24 protein-coding genes and 1 pseudogene are annotated in these 19,733 nt (G+C 37.4%); 14 read left to right on the plus strand and 11 right to left on the minus strand.

The window, feature by feature from the left end; translation table 11 throughout:
• The gene (locus OMU_RS01940; protein WP_016178303.1) at positions 1-696 is read right to left on the minus strand and encodes a TIGR00266 family protein; all 696 of its coding nucleotides are present in this window, start codon (positions 694-696) and stop codon (positions 1-3) included.
• Positions 697-801: 105 nt separating this feature from the next.
• On the opposite strand from OMU_RS01940, the gene OMU_RS01945 reads away from it, so the two are divergent.
• Positions 802-1,581, plus strand: a complete 780-nt coding sequence (locus tag OMU_RS01945; protein ID WP_016178304.1) for an ABC transporter ATP-binding protein — start codon at positions 802-804, stop codon at positions 1,579-1,581.
• Positions 1,582-1,892: 311 nt separating this feature from the next.
• On the opposite strand, the gene OMU_RS01950 is transcribed toward OMU_RS01945, so the two are convergent.
• A complete protein-coding gene (locus OMU_RS01950; RefSeq protein WP_016178305.1) occupies positions 1,893-3,593 on the minus strand; it encodes a M3 family oligoendopeptidase in 1,701 nt (566 codons plus the stop codon).
• 80 nt (positions 3,594-3,673) lie between these two features.
• Positions 3,674-4,810 (minus strand): alanine dehydrogenase, encoded by a 1,137-nt coding sequence (ald, locus tag OMU_RS01955; RefSeq protein ID WP_016178306.1) that lies wholly within the window; start codon positions 4,808-4,810, stop codon positions 3,674-3,676.
• Positions 4,811-5,106: 296 nt separating this feature from the next.
• Here ald and OMU_RS01960 point away from each other — a divergent pair, with 296 nt between their 5' ends.
• Positions 5,107-5,499, plus strand: a complete 393-nt coding sequence (locus OMU_RS01960; protein ID WP_016178307.1) for a zinc ribbon domain-containing protein — start codon at positions 5,107-5,109, stop codon at positions 5,497-5,499.
• Positions 5,500-5,519: 20 nt separating this feature from the next.
• Here the strand turns inward: OMU_RS01960 and OMU_RS01965 are convergent, their stop codons facing one another.
• Both OMU_RS01965 and OMU_RS24130 read right to left on the minus strand, forming a co-directional pair.
• A complete protein-coding gene (locus tag OMU_RS01965; protein WP_016178308.1) occupies positions 5,520-7,034 on the minus strand; it encodes an AcpB/EbpR/MafR family transcriptional regulator in 1,515 nt (504 codons plus the stop codon).
• Positions 7,003-8,535 (minus strand): annotated as a pseudogene (locus tag OMU_RS24130) (AcpB/EbpR/MafR family transcriptional regulator). Before OMU_RS24130 ends, OMU_RS01965 begins: the two are co-directional and overlap by 32 nt.
• 325 nt (positions 8,536-8,860) lie before the next feature.
• On the opposite strand from OMU_RS24130, the gene OMU_RS01980 reads away from it, so the two are divergent.
• Positions 8,861-9,136: an HU family DNA-binding protein gene (locus OMU_RS01980; RefSeq protein ID WP_010743624.1), complete on the plus strand. Its 276-nt coding sequence runs from the start codon at positions 8,861-8,863 to the stop codon at positions 9,134-9,136.
• A 99-nt stretch (positions 9,137-9,235) separates the two neighbouring features.
• Here the strand turns inward: OMU_RS01980 and OMU_RS01985 are convergent, their stop codons facing one another.
• The 4 genes from OMU_RS01985 to OMU_RS02000 all read right to left on the minus strand — a co-directional run bounded on the left by OMU_RS01985 (position 9,236) and on the right by OMU_RS02000 (position 12,040).
• Entirely contained in the window at positions 9,236-10,378 is a 1,143-nt protein-coding gene (locus OMU_RS01985; RefSeq protein ID WP_016178311.1) for a tyrosine-type recombinase/integrase, read from the minus strand.
• Between the two features lie 110 nt (positions 10,379-10,488).
• On the minus strand, positions 10,489-11,214 hold the full coding sequence (locus tag OMU_RS01990) for a potassium channel family protein (RefSeq protein WP_028020497.1): 726 nt from the start codon (positions 11,212-11,214) through the stop codon (positions 10,489-10,491).
• A gap of 89 nt (positions 11,215-11,303) precedes the next feature.
• Positions 11,304-11,708 carry an ImmA/IrrE family metallo-endopeptidase gene (locus tag OMU_RS01995; protein WP_010743619.1) on the minus strand — a complete coding sequence of 135 codons (405 nt, stop codon included), beginning with the start codon at positions 11,706-11,708 and terminating at the stop codon, positions 11,304-11,306.
• 20 nt (positions 11,709-11,728) lie between these two features.
• Positions 11,729-12,040 carry a helix-turn-helix domain-containing protein gene (locus OMU_RS02000; protein ID WP_010743618.1) on the minus strand — a complete coding sequence of 104 codons (312 nt, stop codon included), beginning with the start codon at positions 12,038-12,040 and terminating at the stop codon, positions 11,729-11,731.
• Between the two features lie 297 nt (positions 12,041-12,337).
• On the opposite strand from OMU_RS02000, the gene OMU_RS02005 reads away from it, so the two are divergent.
• From OMU_RS02005 to OMU_RS23290, 6 genes are all read left to right on the plus strand, one after another.
• Positions 12,338-12,520, plus strand: coding sequence for a helix-turn-helix domain-containing protein (locus OMU_RS02005; protein ID WP_010743617.1), 183 nt, complete (start codon positions 12,338-12,340; stop codon positions 12,518-12,520).
• Between the two features lie 12 nt (positions 12,521-12,532).
• Positions 12,533-12,835: a hypothetical protein gene (locus OMU_RS02010; protein WP_010743616.1), complete on the plus strand. Its 303-nt coding sequence runs from the start codon at positions 12,533-12,535 to the stop codon at positions 12,833-12,835.
• Positions 12,832-13,110, plus strand: coding sequence for a hypothetical protein (locus OMU_RS02015; protein WP_010743615.1), 279 nt, complete (start codon positions 12,832-12,834; stop codon positions 13,108-13,110). The genes OMU_RS02010 and OMU_RS02015 overlap by 4 nt, the downstream gene beginning before the upstream one ends.
• Before the next feature lie 139 nt (positions 13,111-13,249).
• The gene (locus tag OMU_RS02020; RefSeq protein WP_010743614.1) at positions 13,250-14,167 is read left to right on the plus strand and encodes a hypothetical protein; all 918 of its coding nucleotides are present in this window, start codon (positions 13,250-13,252) and stop codon (positions 14,165-14,167) included.
• Positions 14,160-14,633, plus strand: a complete 474-nt coding sequence (locus tag OMU_RS02025) for an ORF6C domain-containing protein (RefSeq protein ID WP_010743613.1) — start codon at positions 14,160-14,162, stop codon at positions 14,631-14,633. The genes OMU_RS02020 and OMU_RS02025 overlap by 8 nt, the downstream gene beginning before the upstream one ends.
• Positions 14,634-14,647: 14 nt before the next feature.
• Complete coding sequence (locus tag OMU_RS23290) at positions 14,648-14,800, plus strand: hypothetical protein (RefSeq protein WP_010743612.1); 153 nt, start codon at positions 14,648-14,650, stop codon at positions 14,798-14,800.
• Between the two features lie 119 nt (positions 14,801-14,919).
• On the opposite strand, the gene OMU_RS02030 is transcribed toward OMU_RS23290, so the two are convergent.
• The gene (locus OMU_RS02030) at positions 14,920-15,447 is read right to left on the minus strand and encodes a hypothetical protein (RefSeq protein WP_010743610.1); all 528 of its coding nucleotides are present in this window, start codon (positions 15,445-15,447) and stop codon (positions 14,920-14,922) included.
• Positions 15,448-15,500: 53 nt separating this feature from the next.
• Here OMU_RS02030 and OMU_RS23295 point away from each other — a divergent pair, with 53 nt between their 5' ends.
• From OMU_RS23295 to OMU_RS02040, 3 genes are all read left to right on the plus strand, one after another.
• The gene (locus OMU_RS23295; RefSeq protein ID WP_010743609.1) at positions 15,501-15,644 is read left to right on the plus strand and encodes a hypothetical protein; all 144 of its coding nucleotides are present in this window, start codon (positions 15,501-15,503) and stop codon (positions 15,642-15,644) included.
• 28 nt (positions 15,645-15,672) lie between these two features.
• Positions 15,673-16,002 (plus strand): hypothetical protein, encoded by a 330-nt coding sequence (locus tag OMU_RS02035; RefSeq protein WP_010743608.1) that lies wholly within the window; start codon positions 15,673-15,675, stop codon positions 16,000-16,002.
• Positions 16,003-16,099: 97 nt separating this feature from the next.
• On the plus strand, positions 16,100-16,669 hold the full coding sequence (locus OMU_RS02040) for a host-nuclease inhibitor Gam family protein (protein WP_248620882.1): 570 nt from the start codon (positions 16,100-16,102) through the stop codon (positions 16,667-16,669).
• Positions 16,670-16,778: 109 nt separating this feature from the next.
• Here the strand turns inward: OMU_RS02040 and OMU_RS02045 are convergent, their stop codons facing one another.
• The gene (locus tag OMU_RS02045; RefSeq protein WP_016178086.1) at positions 16,779-18,029 is read right to left on the minus strand and encodes an IS110 family RNA-guided transposase; all 1,251 of its coding nucleotides are present in this window, start codon (positions 18,027-18,029) and stop codon (positions 16,779-16,781) included.
• Between the two features lie 407 nt (positions 18,030-18,436).
• Between OMU_RS02045 and OMU_RS02050 the strand changes: the two genes are divergently transcribed.
• Both OMU_RS02050 and OMU_RS02055 read left to right on the plus strand, forming a co-directional pair.
• Positions 18,437-19,117, plus strand: coding sequence for an AAA family ATPase (locus tag OMU_RS02050; protein WP_010743605.1), 681 nt, complete (start codon positions 18,437-18,439; stop codon positions 19,115-19,117).
• Entirely contained in the window at positions 19,114-19,731 is a 618-nt protein-coding gene (locus OMU_RS02055) for a DUF669 domain-containing protein (protein ID WP_010743604.1), read from the plus strand. The genes OMU_RS02050 and OMU_RS02055 overlap by 4 nt, the downstream gene beginning before the upstream one ends.
• The last annotated feature ends 2 nt before the right edge of the window (positions 19,732-19,733 follow it).

The following is a 19,733-nucleotide window of genomic DNA, read 5'->3' on the forward strand; positions in this document are numbered from 1 at the left end:
TTAAGATTTAGGGATAAAGGGATCAATATGATTGGCGAAGCTTTCAAGGTTTCGTGTTTGGATATAAACAGTTCCACGGCCATGAAACTCATTCACGACGCCTTCGCCAGTCTTGAAACCAAAAGTGCCAGAAGCAACACGAATGTTGTAATCTAACGAATTTGTCCAAGCAATCACGTGCTGATTGTCGATAATGACTGGAGAGTGTCCATCTAATTCGATTTTTTCTACATCACCAAAAGCAGAAACCAAAATCTGTCCACGTCCAGTTGTTTCCATCACAAAAAGTCCTCCCGTACCGCCTAAAAGAGCACCTGAAAGCTTTTGTCTTTGCATTTGGTAGCTGACATTCTCCTCACTGGCAAGAAAAGCCCCCGTGTTCAAACGCCAATGTTCAGCTCCGACATCTAAGGCGAAGATTTTTCCAGGTACGGCAGGGGCGATAGCAATCATCGCTTCATTGGAGCGAGCAGTAGCTGTACTGATAAAGAAGCTTTCACCACTTGTTACTGAACGACCTAAAGCACTTAAGGCGCCACCAAGTCCTTTTTTTCCGTTTGTATTCATATGTCCCTCAAGCTCGATGTCTCCCAGCTGGTAAACCATCGCGCCTGGTTCAATTCTTAATTTTTCTCCTCGTTGTAAATGAACCTTCGCAGTAGGAGCGAAGGTACTGGCTGATAATTCATAGTTCATAGGTAAAACTCCCTTCTAAGTCATTTGATAAATTATATCATTTTACGTATCTTTTCTGTGAGATTTTGATAAGATTGTTAAAAGGGATAAGATGGAGGAAGAAATATGGAAATTTTAGCTTTTGAACAGGTTCAGTTTATTCGTCAACAAAATGCTTTGCTGCAGGATATTGATTGGCGTATCAAAGCTGGCGAAGATTGGGCGGTTTTAGGGTTGAACGGTGAAGGAAAGAGCTTATTGCTGAATATGATTTCAGGCAGCTTATGGCCCACTTCTGGTAAATTAACCGTTTTAGGTCAGCGGTTCGGAGAAACATCTATTCCTGATCTAACGAAACGAATCGGCTGGGTAAGTCAATCATTGCAGGAACGAATTCATCGCGAGGAGCAGGCGGAGGCCATCGTATTGTCAGGAAAATTTGCCAGTATTGGGATTTATCAAAAATACTCGGAGGCTGATATGGAGGAGGCCAAGCAGCTTTTACTATCACTTGGGGCGAAAAAATTAATCGGCAAAGTCTATCAGGTATTGTCGCAAGGGGAGAAGCAAATCGTTCTGATCGCGCGTGCACTCATGGCAAAACCAGAATTATTGATTCTCGATGAGCCATGTAATGGTCTTGATTTATTTGCTCGAGAAGATTTGCTGGCACGAATTAAACAGATGAAACAAACTGCAGATGCACCGAGCTTGCTGTATGTCACGCACCATACGGAAGAAATCCTGCCGCTGTTTAATCAGGTTTTAATGATTCGCGAAGGTAAAATCTTCAACCAAGGACCACGGATCGAACTGTTAAAAGAAAAAGTATTGAATGATTTTTACCAACGACCGATCGCACTTCATCAAATGAGTGGGGATCGGATGATGGTGATTCCTAAATAAATACTAGGATTCCTCTCTATGCAGAGGGATTTTTTTTGCGAATTCTGCTTTTCTCAGTTTGTTAGGCTTGAGCTCTAATTATTAATTTTCTTGAATATAGCGAACAGACTCTTTAGCAGAATCTTATAACTGAGCTATCTGTAGTAATTAACGAAGTAAAAATATCGCATAAGAAATATATGACATTCCCTCCAAAAAAATCACAACAATCAGCACAATCGTCCAATTTTAGATTTTTCATTTGTCATAAAAGTTGCTATGAAAGCAATAAGAAAACCTCAGGAGTAATCTGCTCCTAAGGTTTTCTTATCTCAGCGTAATTCCTTTTCCGAAATGTGTGACAAGTAATCATCGACTTCTGTTAAAAGACGGCTCATCTTTTCCTGATCAAAAGGTGAGGCAAGGTGACCTAACTGGACTGTTTCCAAAAAGGTTTTACTTCCACCGATACGACAAATCGCAAGATAATCCTGCCAAGTAGATGGATCATTTTCAACAATCTGTCGTTGCCAAAATTGCAAGGCGCATACCTGGGCTAAAGTATAATCGATGTAATAAAAGGGAACTTCAAAAATATGACCTTGACGATACCAGTAAATTCCTCGTTCTAAAGCTTCGGAGGCCTGATAATTCCGTTCCGGACAATAACTGTGCTCCAGTTCACGCCAGCAGGCTTTTCGCTCATGCGCTGTCCATTCAGGATGCAGATACACTTCCTCTTGAAAATGATCAACTAAAGCACCATAAGGTAAAAACTGCAGTGCGCTGCTTAGATGGGCAAATTGATATTTTCTGCTATCCGTTCCGAAGAAGTTCTCCATCCAAGGCCAAGTTAGAAATTCCATACTCATAGAATGGATTTCGGCGGTGTCCGAAGTTGGAAAAACCAGCTCAGGCTCTTTGATCCAGCGAGACAGATAGCTTTGGAAGGCGTGTCCTGTCTCATGAGTCAGGACATCAACATCATCTGACGTACCATTAAAATTTGCGAAAATGAAGGGCATTTGAATACCATCGATGAATTCACAATAGCCGCCGCTTTGTTTTCCTGAACGACTGGCTAGATCCATGAATTTTTGTTGCGCCATCAAGTCAAAAAAATCGCCAGTCTCATCGGAAAGTTCCTGATACATCGCTTGGGCTTTTTGAATTAATGCTTCTCCTTGGCTTTGCGGACGAGGATTGCCATCTGGATAAACGAGGGGCAGGTCATAATGTAAGAGTGCTTCAAGCCCCAAGCGATCAGCCTGTCGTTGATAGAGCTTTTGATTGATTGGTACGACCTTTTCCAGAATAAATTGGCGGAAATCCTGTAGCTGACTACGATCATAGCTCCAGCGATTCATTAAATGATCTCCGTACTCGACATAATTCTTAAAGCCTAGTTTTTCTGCCTGCTGATGGCGCAGCTGGACTAAGCGATCATAGATCTCATCAAATTCTTCTTCGTGGGCGACAAAAAAGCTGTCGTAAAGTTTTTGAGCAGACTTTCGGATTTCTCGGTTTGGATCAGTAAAGAAGGCAGATAACTCTGACAGTGTCCGTTTCTTACCGTTAAAGTCCAATTCAGCTGAAGCGATCAATTGAGTGTATTGGCTAATTCCTTCATTTTCCTGCTGTTTTAAAGCAATAACCGAGTCATCTAATAGACGCAGTTGATCCTGTGCATAAAGAAATAGTGTTGTCGGGAAATCCTTTTCTAATTGTTCCAGATAAGAAGAGGATAGCAGGCTTTTGTAAAAATGATTGTGGATTTGATCAACTATAGGAGCATGTTGATCCCAAAAGTCATTTTCCTCACGATAGAAGCTGTCCTTTGTATCGATTGAGTGGCGAATGTAGGCCAATTTCATGTTTTTAGCCATCTCAGCACGTAATTGATTTAGCTTTTCTAGAGCTGCCTTTGCGGCTGGGTAATTTGGAGCTTCGGAAAATTGTTGAGTAACTTGATGAAAGAGCGTTTCATATTGTGTTAAATCAGGTCGCTGATATAGAATTTCAGAAAAAAGCATGATGAACCTCCTAAAATATAAGAATCTTCTTCATTATAGCAAAAAACCTGCCAGCATCACGCTGACAGGCTCTTCCTGTTTTATGAATTCATCATTAATTCTTCGTTTAATACCTCGTCAATCGAAGTATATTCCATGTTTAAGTCTTTAGCTACTGGCTCAATTGTCAGCTTGCCATTGTAAGTGTTGACTCCACGTCGAAGGGCTAAGTTATTCTTCAAGATTTCTTCTAATGTGTTATTTGCTAACAGATTTGCATACGCCATCGTGCTGTTGCTCAAGGCATATGTCGCTGTTTGTGGAACGGCACCCGGCATGTTTGCTACTGCATAGTGAACCACACCTTCAGTCACGTAGGTTGGATCATCATGAGTAGTCACGCGGTCTTCTGTTTCGAAGATTCCGCCTTGGTCGATCGCGACATCCACGATTACTCCATGATCCGGCATTTGAGCAACCATTTCTTTGGTAACCAATGTTGGTGCTTTGTGTCCTGGGATCAATACGGCACCGATAACCAAATCAGCCGTTTTCAAACATTCTTGAATGTTGTAGCTATTTGACATCATGGTTTGTACGCTGTTGCCGAAAATAATATCCAATTCTTTCAGGCGAGGAACGCTGACATCTAGCAAGGTTACATTAGCACCTAGACCTAATGCTAATTTAGCGGCGTTCAATCCAACAACACCACCGCCGATTACGACTACATTTCCGCGACGCACACCAGGAACACCAGATAGTAGAATACCTTTTCCACCGTTGACACGTTCTAAATAATTCGCGCCGATTTGTGCCGCCATACGTCCTGCGATTTCACTCATTGGAGCAAGTAACGGTAAGGTATTGTCAGCTGGCTGGACATTTTCATAAGCAATCGCATTGACACCGCTATTAACTAATGCTTCAGTCAATGGTTTGTTTGCTGCTAAATGCAAATAGGTAAATAGTAGCAACCCTTTGCGGAAATATTGATATTCTTCAGGTAGAGGTTCTTTGACCTTCATCACCATTTCAGCCGCCCAAACATCTGCGGCACTGTCGATAATGGTTGCACCTGCTGCCACATACTCTTCGTCCGTAATGGCAGAACCTTTACCAGCGTCTTTTTCAACTAATACTTGATGACCACGATTGGTTAAATCAAATACACCAGATGGGGGAAGGGCAACACGATTTTCATTGTTCTTGATTTCTTTGGGAATTCCAATAATCATTTGACACACTCCTTCTTAACGATTCGTATACGAAGTGGATTCGCTTACAAAACAATTGTACAGGAATTTCGAACAATTTCAAATAAGAATTTGCAAAGTTTTTATACAATTTGAACGATTGCGACCAAATGAAATCCTTTACACTTTTTAATCTTCCGCGTTAAATGCTTAGAATGTTCTTATTGATCAGGGCTGCCTGATAAAAATTATTATTTTTATAATTGGAAAATAAAATATTTGCGAAAATGGAAATTACTGGTAATAATAGATTATGGAGATGGAGGAGCGAAGTTACTATGCCAGATATACAACGAATCAATCAATTAAAAGAGCAGGTCAGCTTTTTAGAAGCGCGCCTGACTCGTTATGAAGAATTATTACACGGCTCGGTACTAAAGCGGATCATCTTTGGGGGAGGGCGGCGAGCAAAGCTTAGTATTCTCGAAATCGTGATCGGTTTGATTGTTTTATTATATACACTATTTAGAATGGAATTAAGCGTTATCTCACTGGTGATTATTGTTTTAGCGTTGATTATGATTCTTTTTTCTGTGATTCAGTTGAATGTATTTCGGAAAAAGAACGGCACTGAGAAGTATCAGCGAATGATCAACAGCTTAACAGCAGAAAAGGCATCAATGGAAAAAGAGCTAACCCGTTTAGTCGCTGAAAAAAATGGACTTGAGTGAACGTACTCAAGTCCATTTTTTTAGGTTCGCAGCAACTGATTGTTGGCTTTGTTGATTTCATCTACCATTATCTGAATTTTATTTAAAGAGTGCACGCTGGGACAAAGTTCAACGGCGATGATGGGTGTTTGACAGTTCGGTACATCAAACGTGGAGGTGCTGATGACAATATCGTGTTCTTCAAAAAGCTCCGAATAGCTTCGATTATGCAGTTGCGAAGCATTTATTTGATGAATCGTATAGTTTCCTCGAAGTGATAAACGCAAAAGCTCCGTCAATAAGCTTTCCTGCATAATAGAATCAGTAGACACGACCAAAAGTTTAACGGGCTTTTCTGATCGCCTCATTCCATTTAAGCAGTTTGGAACAGTAGCTATGATTTGATAGATATAGTTATCAATAAATTCATCTGAATTAAAGAGATGATACTCCTCAGTAAATTCGAGTATGAGCTTACGCAGCTGATAGACGCAATGAGCATGAAAAGTCTCTAGCAACCGCAAGCAATCCTTTTTTCGATCCTGGAGAATACTGATCATTTCCTTTGTTTTTGCGTGGAAAAGATGCTGATTAATCAAGATTGTCGCTACTTGATCCTTTTGTTTTGCAGTTAGTGGAACGATCAGCATTCTACTGAGTTTTTCTGCTAACTCAAGGTGTATTTCATAATGATAGGCTAAAGAATAATTATTCTCCATGACCTTTTTCTTTTGTTTATCTCCTAATAAGAATAAATCGGAATAAAGCAGCCAAAAACTATCCTTCACGATGTCTTCGGAACAAAGAATTCCCAGCTCTCTCCGCAGGTAGGGCTCAAACCTGTTGACTGTGTATGGATTAGGTGCGCTGATCGCAGTTGATCGTAATCGTTTCGGAACAATACGATGTCCTCTTGAGATTCGTACTAGACTGATAAAAAAAGTAATTGATAGACGGTTATACTGAGCCAGCGATAACGATAGCTCATTTTCTCTAACTATCGAGCGAACAATTTTTTCGCCAAAATGAAAAAATTCCGAACTGAAACGTGTGTTTTCACGGGCTTCTTTTTTCTCAGAAAAATATAAAAAATATAAATGCCGAATAGCTGTCTCATCACCCGTTAGACGAAAAGGGCGACGCTGGATAGACATTTTCCAGCGCCCTAATGTTTCTTGCAGGTCCTTCATTGATGCTTGAACTGTACTCAGACTGCAGAATAGTTTTTTCGAAAGCTCTAATAGTGTATAAGATTCTTCATAAAAGATTGCTTCTAACAGTTTAAAAGCAATTGAGTTTCTAATTAACGTTGAATATAAAATATCAATTGTGGCATTATCTTTGAGTTCTAAATGATATAGACTATTTTCTCGCACTATCTTGTAATACTCGCTTTGATTGTTGATGGCGCGAATATCATTTAGAAATGCAGGTATCGTACATTGAATGATTGACGATAATTCCTCACTCGAACGTGGATGTTGAGAGTAATAGAGTGTTTCAACTAACTGTAATTGTCGCTGACTATCTCGTTTCAGTAGACGGCGTAAGTTCATGATGTAGTTCCTTTCGTGATAAAAGTGGGTCAAATTGATTAATAAACTGTTGAATTCGATCAAAATCTTTTGCCGTTGGAAAAGCGTTGATCGCAATCAAAGGACAAGCAGGTACTAGATCCTTCATCGTAACATTCGTAACAATCAGATCGTATTGCTGTGTTAAGTCAGTCAGTTGATCCTGCTTGATGAAGGGCGTCTCAAAGTGTTCATACGTGACTGCACCTTTGATGAAATCAGGAAAAACAGAATGCCAAAAGCGTTCATGAGTGGTGGAAGTATCTGACAGGAGAAGCACCTTGATAGGCCTGTCAGAATTAATTAAACGCTGCAGCAGATTATCTATCGTTGTTATCAAAAAACTGATATACAGCGGAACAAATTCCTCCTGATGAAGCGGCGATAAAAAGTTGCTGACAACATTCTCAAGCTTTTTGATTTCTCGATAGTATTTTTTATCAATTAAATGCAACATAATTTTTTCTGACTCGTGCAAAATTTCGATTGAATGCTTTTCTGGATAGTAGCAAAATAATTCATTGCCGAGCAGCCGAGCAGCGTCGACCATTTCATTTTGTGAAAGTGGTGTACTCAATAGATCGCTGACCGCTTCCAGCAATAAATAATGTGTATGGTAGAAATTTGCTAGGCGTCTATTTCTTTTGTGAACCAGTGCTTGCTGTTTACGATTCAGAAGCAGTTGATGTTAAAACAACGGCCATAAGCACTCTTTTAGACAAGCATTGGTAAACTCTAAAGATGTTTCCCGCTTGATCAAACGTACCAATGATTCAAGCTGCTTCACATTAGGTATAATTAATCCGCTGTAGCGGTAAATCCGCTTCATTTTATGCCCATGCTTTTGACGTTGCAGCCCAATCAAAAAGCTATGCATTAATTGGAAATGAATGTTCATATTATTCGTAATTTGATTTTCTTCTAGAATACGACGAATTAACTCATCCACAGAATTCAATAGACGCTGAGAAAATCCGTAATCAGCAAACTCCATACGCGACTCTTTAAAGAAGAGATAAAACAAATGCCGAATTGCTCCTTCATCGCCAACCATTTGTAACGGTCGATGTGTAACCGTGATATCCCATTTGATCACTTCCTTCTTGATGCTGATTAAGTAACGCTGCATATTTGAAAAGCTGCAGTTCAATCGATCAGCAGCAGGTTGGATGCCGCGACTTTTTTCAAAAAGTAGACTGTTAATGACCTGATATTCTAAACTAGTGCGTAAAATATACGCATAAACTGCATCAATCGTTGCATATGAATCAAAGTCGATCGTATAGAGTCCTTTGATTTTCGTAATTTTAAACGGCAAATTTTCTCCATTAAGAAAACGAACATCGGTGATTAATGCTGGGAGTGAACAATTTAATGATTCCATTAATTGTTCCGATGTCAGGAGTTCCTTTGCATAATATAATTCTTCAACCAACTGCAAACGACGAGATGTCTCCTTCTTCATTAACCCTCTCATATTCATAAATAAAACCCCTTAAAATGTTTTTTTATTTAATATAATCTTAAAAACCTGATAAAACAAGCGTGCCAGCCTTATTTATTTGTTATATTTGTTATTTAACTAATTATCAATATAAAATATTATAATTTAGAATACCAATTTAATAAGGAAATGTACAAATTATTTTAAAAAAATGAATAATTTTTTTATTTTTTAATTTCTAATAAATAAAAAAATAAAAAATCCAAAAAAAGAGAAAAAGGAGTGTTAACTGTTGCCTTTCCCCGCAAGAACGAATAGAATTGTCTTTGGAATACATTAAAAAAGATAGTGGAGGCTATACATTATGATCAATAAGCAAAGTTTAGTTGAACAAGTAGCAGAGAAAACAGGATTGACCAAAAAGGACGCAACAGCAGCCGTAGATGCTTTATTTGACGGAATTCAAACTTCATTAAAAGATGGAGAAAAGGTTCAAGTAATCGGCTTTGGAAACTTCGAAGTACGTGAACGCGCAGCTCGTAAAGGCCGTAACCCTCAAACAGGCGAAGAAATCACTATCGCAGCCAGCAAATCACCAGCTTTTAAAGCCGGAAAACAATTAAAAGATGCTGTAAAATAGTATCGACATTAAACCTGTTGGGGCTGTAAGGCTCTAGCAGGTTTTTGTTTTGATGCAAGGTTAAAAGGGGCAGAAAAGGGGCGAAAATAAAAAGAATGGCTATAAACCATTCTCTTCTAATTGACTGATTAAATCAGTTTTCATTTTATCAGTAATGTGAGTATAGATTTTATTTGTAACGTCGGCATCCTCATGGCCTACTCGATCCATAATAGCCTTCAAAGGAGTATTTTGTTCGGCTAGTAATGACACGTGGGTATGTCTTAGTATGTGAGAGGTTAAACGCTTGTTAATTCCACTTTTTTTACCTGCAGCAGCAAAAGAACGATTGAATGAACTATTTTGCATAGGCGTACCTGTTCGGGTCACAAAAACGAATCCATCATTATTAAAATCAGATTCGGATAACAGGTCTAGTTTATTTTCCTCAAAAGTACGTTTTACTAGCTCAACCGTCCGTTGGGTCAATTGAACATCTCTATTTGATTTCTGGGTCTTAGTTGGTCCTATCGCTTTTTGTTTGTAACCTTTGCTGTAGTCGATTGTACCTCTAATGTGAACGATATTATTATCCAAGTCAAAATTTCCTTCTCTTAATGCGACTGCTTCGCCAAAGCGAACTCCTGTTAAATACATAAATTCAGCTAATCGACCGACACGAAAGGTTGACCGACTTTTATAAAGTTGATCTAGGATCAATTTTACTTCATTTTTTTCAAGGTACTTATCCTCAATACGTTCTATATCTTCTAGGGTTTTCGCTTTAGGGATAATCTCCACGTTTTCAACAGGGTTTTTATCAGTGTAGCCTAGTTTAATCGCATATTTAAATACTAAGTTAAGATTTGACTTGATATGGGCGATATAAGTCTGAGAATAATCGAGAGAGGCAAAGAAGTTTTGCAACAATCTTGTATCAATATTTGAAATCAGAATGTCTTCGTTTATATTCTTGAAAATAATTTTTCGAATGGCTACATACGTGTTCTTTGAGTTAGGTCTCAAAGATTTAAAATAATTATTTTCCCATTCAGTATAAACTTGCTGGAAGGCGACTTTCTCGATTTTCTTTTTAGCCAGTTCATTTTCTATTTTATCATTCAGGATACTTAGCGCTTTATTCCATGCTTGTTTTGATTGGCTATTTAGTACCACCGATTTTTTCCGAGTCTTTTCAGTATACGGGTCTTTGTAGCGTTCAATAAACTTGAAACGCCCATCTTTCAATGGTTCTACCCACATTGTCATTTCCTCCTATCATTTGGTATAATAGGCACAACAAAAGAAGCCTATGCCTATAGGCGCTTTATTTTTGCACGATCATACTCTTGCCGGGGCGGGATCGTGTTTTTTTAATCCTTCTTTATTTCATCTTCTAACGACTCTATTTTTTTCATCAATAAATCCATTTTTTTGTGTAAACTTTCGATTTCATCGTCTTTAGTATCCTTGCCTGCATTGAAATATTCAGTGATTGTGGAAGTGAGCATACCTATAAAACCAATCCCTAGAAACATTAATAGAATAGCAGCTATACGTCCTAATGGTGTATTTGGAGATATATCGCCATACCCAACAGTTGTAGTTGTAACTACGGCCCACCAAATTGAGTCGACAAAAGCGACACTTTCTGCTATAGAATACATAGTGGCTGAAATCAGTATCAGAACCACACTGACATACAAAGCATTTCTAAAATTATTAGTTTTAAGAAAACCATCTATCCTATTAGTCAATTTTCCGGTAATCCCAACTAGTCTACTAAGTTTAAATAGTCTTGTTACCCTTGCTATCCGAAAAACTCGTGCAAGCCTGAAGAATGAAAAAATAGAGTTGAAGGGAATAATTGCAATAAGATCAAACATGTTTTTCAAGAAAAACTGTTTTTTATTTTCAGCCTTAATTAGTCTCGAAAAATAATCATAAGCAAATACTATTAATATAGCGGAGTCTATTGTTTTAAATGGATTTTTCGAAATGCTGATGATGTTAGAAAAATCCAGTACTACTAAGACAATCGAAAAAACAGCTAACACAATGATAGTAAAATCATAGATATTCTTTTTTGTAAATCTCAAATAGATCACCCTATTCTGATATAATATCAATATTTCATCAATCTTAGTAATAGGGTTGAGTTGAAGTCCGTGTGCCAGCACGGGCTTTTTTATCCTAAATTTCTCATTGATTCACGTACATATCTTTCTAAACTCCAAGGAATTTTATAATACTCCATGAATTTAACAGCATTTAGTTGTTCTTTATCAAAATCGTATTCGTTAGACCAAATAAATAATAGTATCTCTATAGCAATTCGATTGGCTTCAAATTCTAACTTTCGCCGACTATATCCAGTAGCATTATAATATGCAGATAATTCTTCATGTTTTTTGATACAGTGAGCTAGTTCGTGAGATACTTCAAAGTCAGAATTTTCATTAAGGAGCTCATTGTTTAAAAAAATCGTTTTCTCCTCAGCAAAATAAAAACCACTTCTTTTCATATCTACAAAGCACAGTTCTAAACCCAAATTCTCTACGAGGTTCAATAAGTGATTATTAATTTCATGCATAAATTATTAATCACTTCACTTTATTTGTTTTCCGCAGCCCGCTTTGCAGCTAATACAGATTTTAAAAACTCTACTTCTTCATCCGAAACAGGTTCGCCATCGAATGCAAATACACCATGCTTTTCTGCTAAAGAAGTCTTTTCTTCGCGTCCTAACAAATAGTCGACGGAGACTCCAAAATAGTCAGCTAGACGGGGCAATTCATCAGCGTTAGGAGTGTTTGTTTTCCATTTGGCTAAATATCCATTTGAATAGCCGAATCTCATTTCTAACTGCCTTATAGAAATCTTCTTTTTCTTGGCAAGCTCTTTTATGATTTCATAAGTATTCATTGATTTTGCAACCTTTCTGAATGCTCACAAAAAAAGTTTAGAAAAATACGCAGAATAAACTTGAAAAATTCTGAATGATAGTCTATACTTATTTTTGTAAACAAGTTCGTTAATAAAAAAGACAACAAAAAATAAAACTGATTAAAGTAAGCTGACCGGCAAGAAAGCTATAAATCAATATTTTATGTCTTATTTAACTATGCCTCTAGTATAGAGTAATACTCAGCACAAGTCAATATAGTTTAAAAAATAGTTTTCGAACTTGTTTACATTTCAACATAGAAAGGAGCAGCGTAGATGGCTAATGCACAGGAGACAAGACAAAAAATATTGGATCATTTCAAAGCGAATGGTTGGAGCATACCAGATGTTGCTAGCGCTTTGAATATTACTGAGCAGTACCTACGAAAAATATTGAACAATCCAGAAGACCATTGGAAGCAGATCACGGATATCATATCACGATACAAAATCAGATAGGAGGTTGAAATCATGAAGAAGCCGACGTTAGCAGAGTTAATCGAATCCGCAGAAAAGAATATGAAACCAGACGACTGGTATCGTCAGGGCTTAATCCTAAAAATGTTTCACGGGATGTCGAAGACAACTCTCGTTGAGTACTGCAAAGAGATGGAAGCCATCGACGAATTCAAAGAAGGAATTCTCAGGCCAGGACATTCAACAACTTTCATTCATGTCCATACGTTCATTTGGTTTTTACGATGGAAAGATGAGAACAAATACAGAACTAAAAAAGTAACGCCTAAAGAAATTTTGAAGGAGGCGACAGCATGAATGATGATAAATCAAAAGAGACCGGAAATATATTCGAAGGTTTGAGCTTCAAATATCCGCCAGTCTCAAAAGAAGAATATGAACAAGCATATGAAGAATATGTTAAGCGTTGTTCAGATCAACAAATCAAAATTCATAAAGGAAATTCAAAATGCGGAAGCAATGTTGAGGTGAAAAACACAATCGAGGCAAAAAGAATCGTGACAGAACTGATTGATAAAGAAACAGTTTCAATCACGATTAATCAAAAAAATGGGATAAAGTGCAACCTGTGACAGCTAACGGCGATAAATTTTCTGACGTAAATAATTGCTATCACTAGCATCAAATAGGCCTTCGTAGTTCGAGGTCAAACCGCCGATAAACAGTCGATCTTGCCTAGTAATTACTTGGAAAATCAGAGGAGGTTAAAAATTGAATGAAGTAAAAAATTTGTTCGACTATTCAATAGTGGATGATCGGACTGCTAGCTTTCTCAAAGTTAAAGAGCAGGAAATGAGGACAATCGTTTTGAATGGTTCGATTCAACTTGGTGACAAACTGATCGAGGCGCAAGAAAAATTAGCAAAATACAATTCTGGCACATTCGAGAAGTGGTTTTCGTCAATCGGGTTAAAAAAACAAACAGTTTACAACTACATTAATCAAGCGAAATTCGTCCATCAAATGGACGAATCAGAACAAATCAATATATTCCAAGAACTTCCGATGACCTTGAGAACAGAAGTTTCTAAACCTTCAGCTCAACCTGAAGCAGTCGAGTTAGTTCTATCTGGCGATATAAAAACCACAAAGGAATATCGTGAATTAGAAAAGCAACTAAAAAAGAAAGATGAACAAATCGATAACCTTTCAGAAGTGATCAATGACATGAGTGTTCAACAACCAAGAGTCATTGAAAAGGAAGTGGTTGTTGAAAAAGTTCCGGATGATTACGAAAATTTGAAACAATCCTATTCACAATTAGAAGAACGAAGTTCGCAACTAGAATCAAACTATAGAGATTTGTTAGCCGAACGAAAAGAAGTGGATGAGAAATCGTCTAAGTATGAACAACTATCAAAGGCGATCAACCAAGCCGAAGACAAACTGAGTGAAACCCAGCGACTTATTTCCAACTACAAGAATCTATCAGATGTATTAGAAAAATCGAATGAGTTATTGTCAGAGGCGAGCGCTCTAATCTATCAGGATTTGTCAGAAGTAATCAGTCGGGATGGACTTGCAAAAAGAGAGCTAGACTTTCTAACCGAAAGGTTGGAGAAATTTTTATCAGACTTAAAATTAATCAGCAAAAACAACATATTGGAAGGAGAGGTTATCAATGAGTAATCAGCTATTAGAACTAGAGAAAACCCTAGAAAATCAATTAGTTTTGGTGAAAGAAATGCGCCTAATCAAGAGCGACGTTTCTAAGATGAAGGAGGAAATTACGAAGGATGTTCAAGAATTGCGAGATAGTATCACATTGAACCGTCACGAAGGAGCAGAAATTCAGTCAGCAGTTGGGAAGAAAGCATGGGATTTAGCAAAAGAATACTTCGATCATAAAGTGTCAGATGATTTGTTTTTGGCTAAAGTTGGGCACTTCCGCGGAATCATCTACAAGCGATTAAAAGAAACTTTTAATGTACCGAGATACTATGATATTCGCCGCATTGATTTTACTAGGGCAAAACAAGTTATAGAAATCGTGTCATTAAGCAACTTAAAAGACTACCAATTGCGATTAACAGCACGGCAAAAAGAAATAGCTTACTTGAATGCTGATAATGTTGATGGATTAGAGATTGTTTAAGTGGAGAGGAGAAAATGAAACAAATCAACCTAGCTACAACAATCATGTGCATGTTAGCTATCCCAGTTTTTTCAAAATTTAGTATGCTGGCAGCTTATGGATACATCGGAATCTTTCTCCTAGCGATCGGATGGGAAAAGAAAAAGCCAGCCGAGGGGGCTGACTAAGATGAATATTGGAGATTACATTTTAATTGTTGCAATTTCACTAACATTGGTTATAACAATTCCGATAATGGTCGATAACCATAAGACACTTAAGCGATTAAAAAGGAGAAAGAAGTGATCTATTTAAGAGTTTTTACTATTGCATGAGCAGCGTTATTTATGGCTTTAGCCTCTTCAGAGCGATTTTTTGAAGTATCTTTTTGCCACATCATATCTGTAGTTTGACCAAAGTAAAGGTGAAAAATATCTTTATAAGTTTTCCCCTGAGTATCTGAATAAGTAATCTGAACTATTACGTTTCCTCTAAAGTCAGGTTCAACCGCAGTGGAAAATTTCTGGTTTGGCGCTATTGACCCGCCAACTAAAGATTTCATTTGACGATTTCTGTTTACTTGGTCTTCTTCAAGACCTTCAAACGTAAGCTTAGATATAGTGGCCATTGTATTTCCAAAATTTTTTAAAACTAAGTACTTTGCAAAAAATGTTGTATCTATTATATCCACATATGCAGATACATACGGCCTGTTAGATTCTTCTATAGTTTTTTCTGTTAATTTAATTGATCTATTCGATTGAACAATTGAAATGACAGACACAATAAGAGTAAGGCAAATAGCAATAACTTGAATCCAATCAGAAGATTTCATAATTCCACCATCCAGTTTTTAAACCATTATATCAAATTGAAAGGGGTGAGAAGATGAGTTATGAGGAACACATAAAGCTAATGGAAAAAGCAAATAGAGAATATTATAACTATCATGAGTCCATTTTGTTAGCAAAGCAAATTATCGAAAAACAAAAAAAGGCTCACTACGCCGACAAGCAATTAGTGAGCAAATGAAAAAATATATTTCTAAGGAGAGAATAACATGATTAACGAAAAAATTCAAAATTTATTGAAAGAACTACAACGGGAATGTGAAAAGGAAGGTGTATCAGCACTTTGTACACTCCATAAAGAAGCGAATATTTTACAACTGCTTGTTGGTGGATTACCCGATGTAGCTGCACTCTTAGCGATTCAAGAAAGTGAATTAGACAACAAGTTACTGGTTCCCGTGAAACTATTAAGGAATGCAGGATTAGAGGCATTGGGGATGGAAACGGGGAAAACTATGCCCGATCATACCTTTGTTCTTAATGATGTAAACGATATTCCAGATGTCCTTGAACGTATTAGGAAAGGTGAATTCGAATGAGTTTCGATTATGACACTGCAATGGCTGATCCTGATAACCACGTTTTCATAAATGTTACTCAATCAGGGGCAGAAGATAAGCCCGAAAGTATGGAGGGATGGAATTGAACGCCTTAGAAAAATATGAACTCGAAGAGTTAGAAGCAAGTGAGGTTCTAAAAGATGAGTCGCACGGTTGGAAAATTGATAGTTTAGAAAGTGCCGATTGGGCATTTAGAAAAATCGCTGCTTTAAAAAAAGCGAATAAGGAAATCTATCAGCTTGCCGATAAAGAACGTGAACGTATTGCTGAATGGGAAACAAAGGAAACGCAAAGTAACCAAGATAGCATTGATTTTTTTGAACATAAATTAGCAGACTATCTGCGTGAGCTACGGAAAAACGATCCAAAGGTAAAAATCAAAACACCGCATGGAACGGTAAACACGCGTAAACAAGCAGATTTATGGGAATATCGCGCTGATGCGGTAGACACTTTAAAAAAATTAGGACTCACTGAATTTATAAAAGTGACAGAAACTGTAAACAAAGCAGATTTTAAGAAAGCTGTTCAAGTTCTAGAAGATGGGCGTGTAATAAGCCCTGACGGTGAATTGATCGAATGCGTAAAAGTTATTCCGCAAGGTGAAAAAGTCATCGTGAAGTCTAATGGTGATAAGTCAAGATGAAATTTGAGATTATTTTTATTGAATAGACTATTTTGAAGCGCACTGAACTAAACCCGACTAAAATCAATTTTTTTCGGGCGTTTCAAGGATTTGCGTCAATAACAAATTGTTATTTATCTATCACGCTCCTTGGTGGCGTGTAGAGTTGATGGTTACGTAGTAGCGTATCCACCAAACGCGTAAATTTTCTTGCGGTTAAGACGAGTGCTCGTTTGTGTTGGTGTTTAGGTACCTCTTTATACTTGCTTTGATAAAAAGCTTTATATTCAGGAAGATAATTTTTTACTGAGTTGGCAGCTTCAACTAAGTAATAACGAAAATATCGATTCCCTTGCTTGGTCAGAGGTGTATTTTGAGACTGATAGTTTCCAGATTGTTTAACTTTCCAACTTAATCCAGCGTACTTCGCCAATTTTGTTTGATCTTCAAATCGTTCGATTTGACCAATTTCAGCGATCAAACCAGCAGCGTAGACTTTTCCAATTCCTGGAATACTGGTTAAACATTGATATTCTGGAATGACTATAACTAATTGTTCAATTGCTTTATCCAGCTCTTTGATATTCTTTTCAAGAGCCCGCATTTCACAAACAAGAACGCCCAGAACAATATCAATAGATTCTTGGGCTACAGTGCCTAAGCGATAGCTTGATCTGATGGCTCGTTGAATAGCCTTGGCAATTTTCTCGGGTTGTTTGAAACGACCTCTTCCTTTTTCTTGGATTAAGTCACTGAAAGCTTCCAAAGGAAGCTCAGCCAGTTCATCTAACGTGAAGTCTTCTGTCATTAGAGAAATCACTGTAGCACTAAAAAGACTAGTAGATTCGTCTTTCATTTCACGAACAAGTGTGTTGCATTTGTACGTTAGATTTTCAAGAAAGTGTTGCTTTGTACGAGTTAGTTGCTTAATTAATTGATAACGAGTTCGGGTCAGACGCTGTAACGCCATGTATTTTTCTTCTTTAATAGGAGACGTGGTAAAACGTTGAATGCGTAGAAAGTCAGCAATTCTTAGCGCGTCATTACGATCTGTTTTGTCTTCATCAAACATGCGTCTAAATTGTTTAATTCGAAAAGGATTTTCGATAGTTACAAGCGTATTGAGCTTTTTTAGTTCCTCGTCTTCATGAAAAAACATTGAAGGATGGAAACTGTACATGGACGTTGATTCCATGCCAATTATAATTTGATCAAATAGGTAATTCTCATTGAACTCAAGAATCATTTCTCGTGTTAATGAAGCACCTTCAATGTCATTGGAGACTGAGATTTCAGACAATGTAGACAACTGATCGTCGTCAGTTAGGAAACAGACATCTAACTTTTCAGAACTAACGTCAATACCGACAAATAATTTCATGGAAGAAGGACCTCCTTTCGATCTAAATTTTGGAAAATGCTTCGATACTGTGGGATTTCCCAGAAGCTCACTGTGTAACCACAACCTCGCCTAATAGAATACGGTGATAAAAGAGCTAGAAGCTGCCTTCCAAACTACTATCTGAAAGTCTAGTCCATTATCGAAACAGCTAATGAGTTGGTAGTGATAACAGTGGTTCGGGTAACAGACTTTGCAAGGTAGACAAAGCTACAGGAGGGCATAGCAAATTCCCGTTGGATCCTTTCCATGAATCCATTGTACTCTGAGAAATCACACAATAACGAAACAAATTCCGCAAGGAATGTGTTATTCAATAAATTTTTCGATTCAGAAGCATTTTGATTAAAAAGTATTAGACAAAAACTATTTTACGAGGAGGGCTAGCAATGAAATTTTATCCAAATGGTTCTGTGCCTGAACAAGCGAATATGTACTTTGTTTATGGTGATGGTGGAACTGGTAAAACGTCACTCGCAAAACAATTTGAAGGAAATAAAATGCTTTTTAGCTTCGATTTATCAACGAATGTTATTCGAGAAGCTAAAGATATATCTGTCGTTCAACTCGAAAGCCAAGATGCACCGAATATTCAAGCGTTAGTAACTAAATGGGTCTATAACGCATTAATTAAGCCGGAATACGAGGTTATTATTTTAGACAACGTAACAGCGTTACAAAATTTAGTACTGGAAAATATTGATGGGGCATCGAAAGATGGCCGACAAAATTATCAAAAGTTGCAACTGTGGTTCAGACAGTTAGGAACACGTCTAAGAGAAAGTAATAAAACAGTTTATGCAACAGCACATCAAATTGATAACGGAATTGCTGGATTAGACGGTAAAGGACGATTTAGTCCAGATATGAACGAGAAGACGTTTAATGCTTTTACATCAATGTTTGATGTGGTAGGACGCATTTACATTGATGGTGGTAAACGATTGATCGATTTAGATCCTGAGAATGGGAATCATGCTAAAAACAGGCTTGATGAGCGCAAGCTAGTTGAAGCAAGTGAGTTGATAATAAATAACAATATCGAAGAGAAAGAAGAGAAGAAAAAATGACGCTATTTATAACAGATTCTAAAAATGTATTTGGTAAATCAGTCAGTGAAGCAGGAAGCTACAACGTTAGAATTCTCGAAGATTCAGAACATAAGTTAACTAACAATACATTTAATGACATGGCCGTTTTAAATTATGAAGTTGTAGACGGTAAATATGCTGGTGGGAAAATCTTATACAACAACATAGTATGGGATAAAAAAGATGTCGAATTATCTGCTAAACGATTTAACACGTTATTAGCCGCGATTGGAGTTCCGGATGGTACACCAATTCAAAGTATTGAACAATTAGTTGAAGCAGTAAAAAACAGAAAGCTAAATATAACTGTTGAGTGGAAGCAAAGTGACTATAACAAAAAATGGAATTTGGAAGTTAAGTCATATAAACCAACTGATCCAGAAGGAAGCAAGCCAAACGGTGTTGAACGTCCGTCTGAGCAACAAATGAACGCACATAGACAAGATGAGATTGATCAAGCTGCAAATATGATTGCCCATAATAACACGTTCCAAGACTCACTCCCTGGGGTTGATCCAGTTAGAGATACAAGAAGTTTTGCAAATGGTGGTTTTAATAGCATTGATATAGCTGCAGACGATCTCCCATTTTAAGA

It is taken from the genome of Enterococcus avium ATCC 14025, from assembly GCF_000406965.1.
GTDB classification, from domain to species: Bacteria; Bacillota; Bacilli; order Lactobacillales; family Enterococcaceae; genus Enterococcus_A; species Enterococcus_A avium.

Bases quoted from the DNA above. Each gene is read 5' to 3' on its own strand.
- OMU_RS01940 (WP_016178303.1), bottom strand. From the start codon at position 696: ATGAACTATGAATTATCAGCCAGTACCTTCGCTCCTACTGCGAAGGTT.
- OMU_RS01945 (WP_016178304.1), top strand. From the start codon at position 802: ATGGAAATTTTAGCTTTTGAACAGGTTCAGTTTATTCGTCAACAAAAT.
- OMU_RS01950 (WP_016178305.1), bottom strand. From the start codon at position 3,593: ATGCTTTTTTCTGAAATTCTATATCAGCGACCTGATTTAACACAATAT.
- ald (WP_016178306.1), bottom strand. From the start codon at position 4,810: ATGATTATTGGAATTCCCAAAGAAATCAAGAACAATGAAAATCGTGTT.
- OMU_RS01960 (WP_016178307.1), top strand. From the start codon at position 5,107: ATGCCAGATATACAACGAATCAATCAATTAAAAGAGCAGGTCAGCTTT.
- OMU_RS01965 (WP_016178308.1), bottom strand. From the start codon at position 7,034: ATGAACTTACGCCGTCTACTGAAACGAGATAGTCAGCGACAATTACAG.
- OMU_RS01980 (WP_010743624.1), top strand. From the start codon at position 8,861: ATGATCAATAAGCAAAGTTTAGTTGAACAAGTAGCAGAGAAAACAGGA.
- OMU_RS01985 (WP_016178311.1), bottom strand. From the start codon at position 10,378: ATGTGGGTAGAACCATTGAAAGATGGGCGTTTCAAGTTTATTGAACGC.
- OMU_RS01995 (WP_010743619.1), bottom strand. From the start codon at position 11,708: ATGCATGAAATTAATAATCACTTATTGAACCTCGTAGAGAATTTGGGT.
- OMU_RS02000 (WP_010743618.1), bottom strand. From the start codon at position 12,040: ATGAATACTTATGAAATCATAAAAGAGCTTGCCAAGAAAAAGAAGATT.
- OMU_RS02005 (WP_010743617.1), top strand. From the start codon at position 12,338: ATGGCTAATGCACAGGAGACAAGACAAAAAATATTGGATCATTTCAAA.
- OMU_RS02010 (WP_010743616.1), top strand. From the start codon at position 12,533: ATGAAGAAGCCGACGTTAGCAGAGTTAATCGAATCCGCAGAAAAGAAT.
- OMU_RS02015 (WP_010743615.1), top strand. From the start codon at position 12,832: ATGAATGATGATAAATCAAAAGAGACCGGAAATATATTCGAAGGTTTG.
- OMU_RS02025 (WP_010743613.1), top strand. From the start codon at position 14,160: ATGAGTAATCAGCTATTAGAACTAGAGAAAACCCTAGAAAATCAATTA.
- OMU_RS23290 (WP_010743612.1), top strand. From the start codon at position 14,648: ATGAAACAAATCAACCTAGCTACAACAATCATGTGCATGTTAGCTATC.
- OMU_RS02030 (WP_010743610.1), bottom strand. From the start codon at position 15,447: ATGAAATCTTCTGATTGGATTCAAGTTATTGCTATTTGCCTTACTCTT.
- OMU_RS23295 (WP_010743609.1), top strand. From the start codon at position 15,501: ATGAGTTATGAGGAACACATAAAGCTAATGGAAAAAGCAAATAGAGAA.
- OMU_RS02035 (WP_010743608.1), top strand. From the start codon at position 15,673: ATGATTAACGAAAAAATTCAAAATTTATTGAAAGAACTACAACGGGAA.
- OMU_RS02040 (WP_248620882.1), top strand. From the start codon at position 16,100: ATGGAATTGAACGCCTTAGAAAAATATGAACTCGAAGAGTTAGAAGCA.
- OMU_RS02045 (WP_016178086.1), bottom strand. From the start codon at position 18,029: ATGAAATTATTTGTCGGTATTGACGTTAGTTCTGAAAAGTTAGATGTC.
- OMU_RS02050 (WP_010743605.1), top strand. From the start codon at position 18,437: ATGAAATTTTATCCAAATGGTTCTGTGCCTGAACAAGCGAATATGTAC.
- OMU_RS02055 (WP_010743604.1), top strand. From the start codon at position 19,114: ATGACGCTATTTATAACAGATTCTAAAAATGTATTTGGTAAATCAGTC.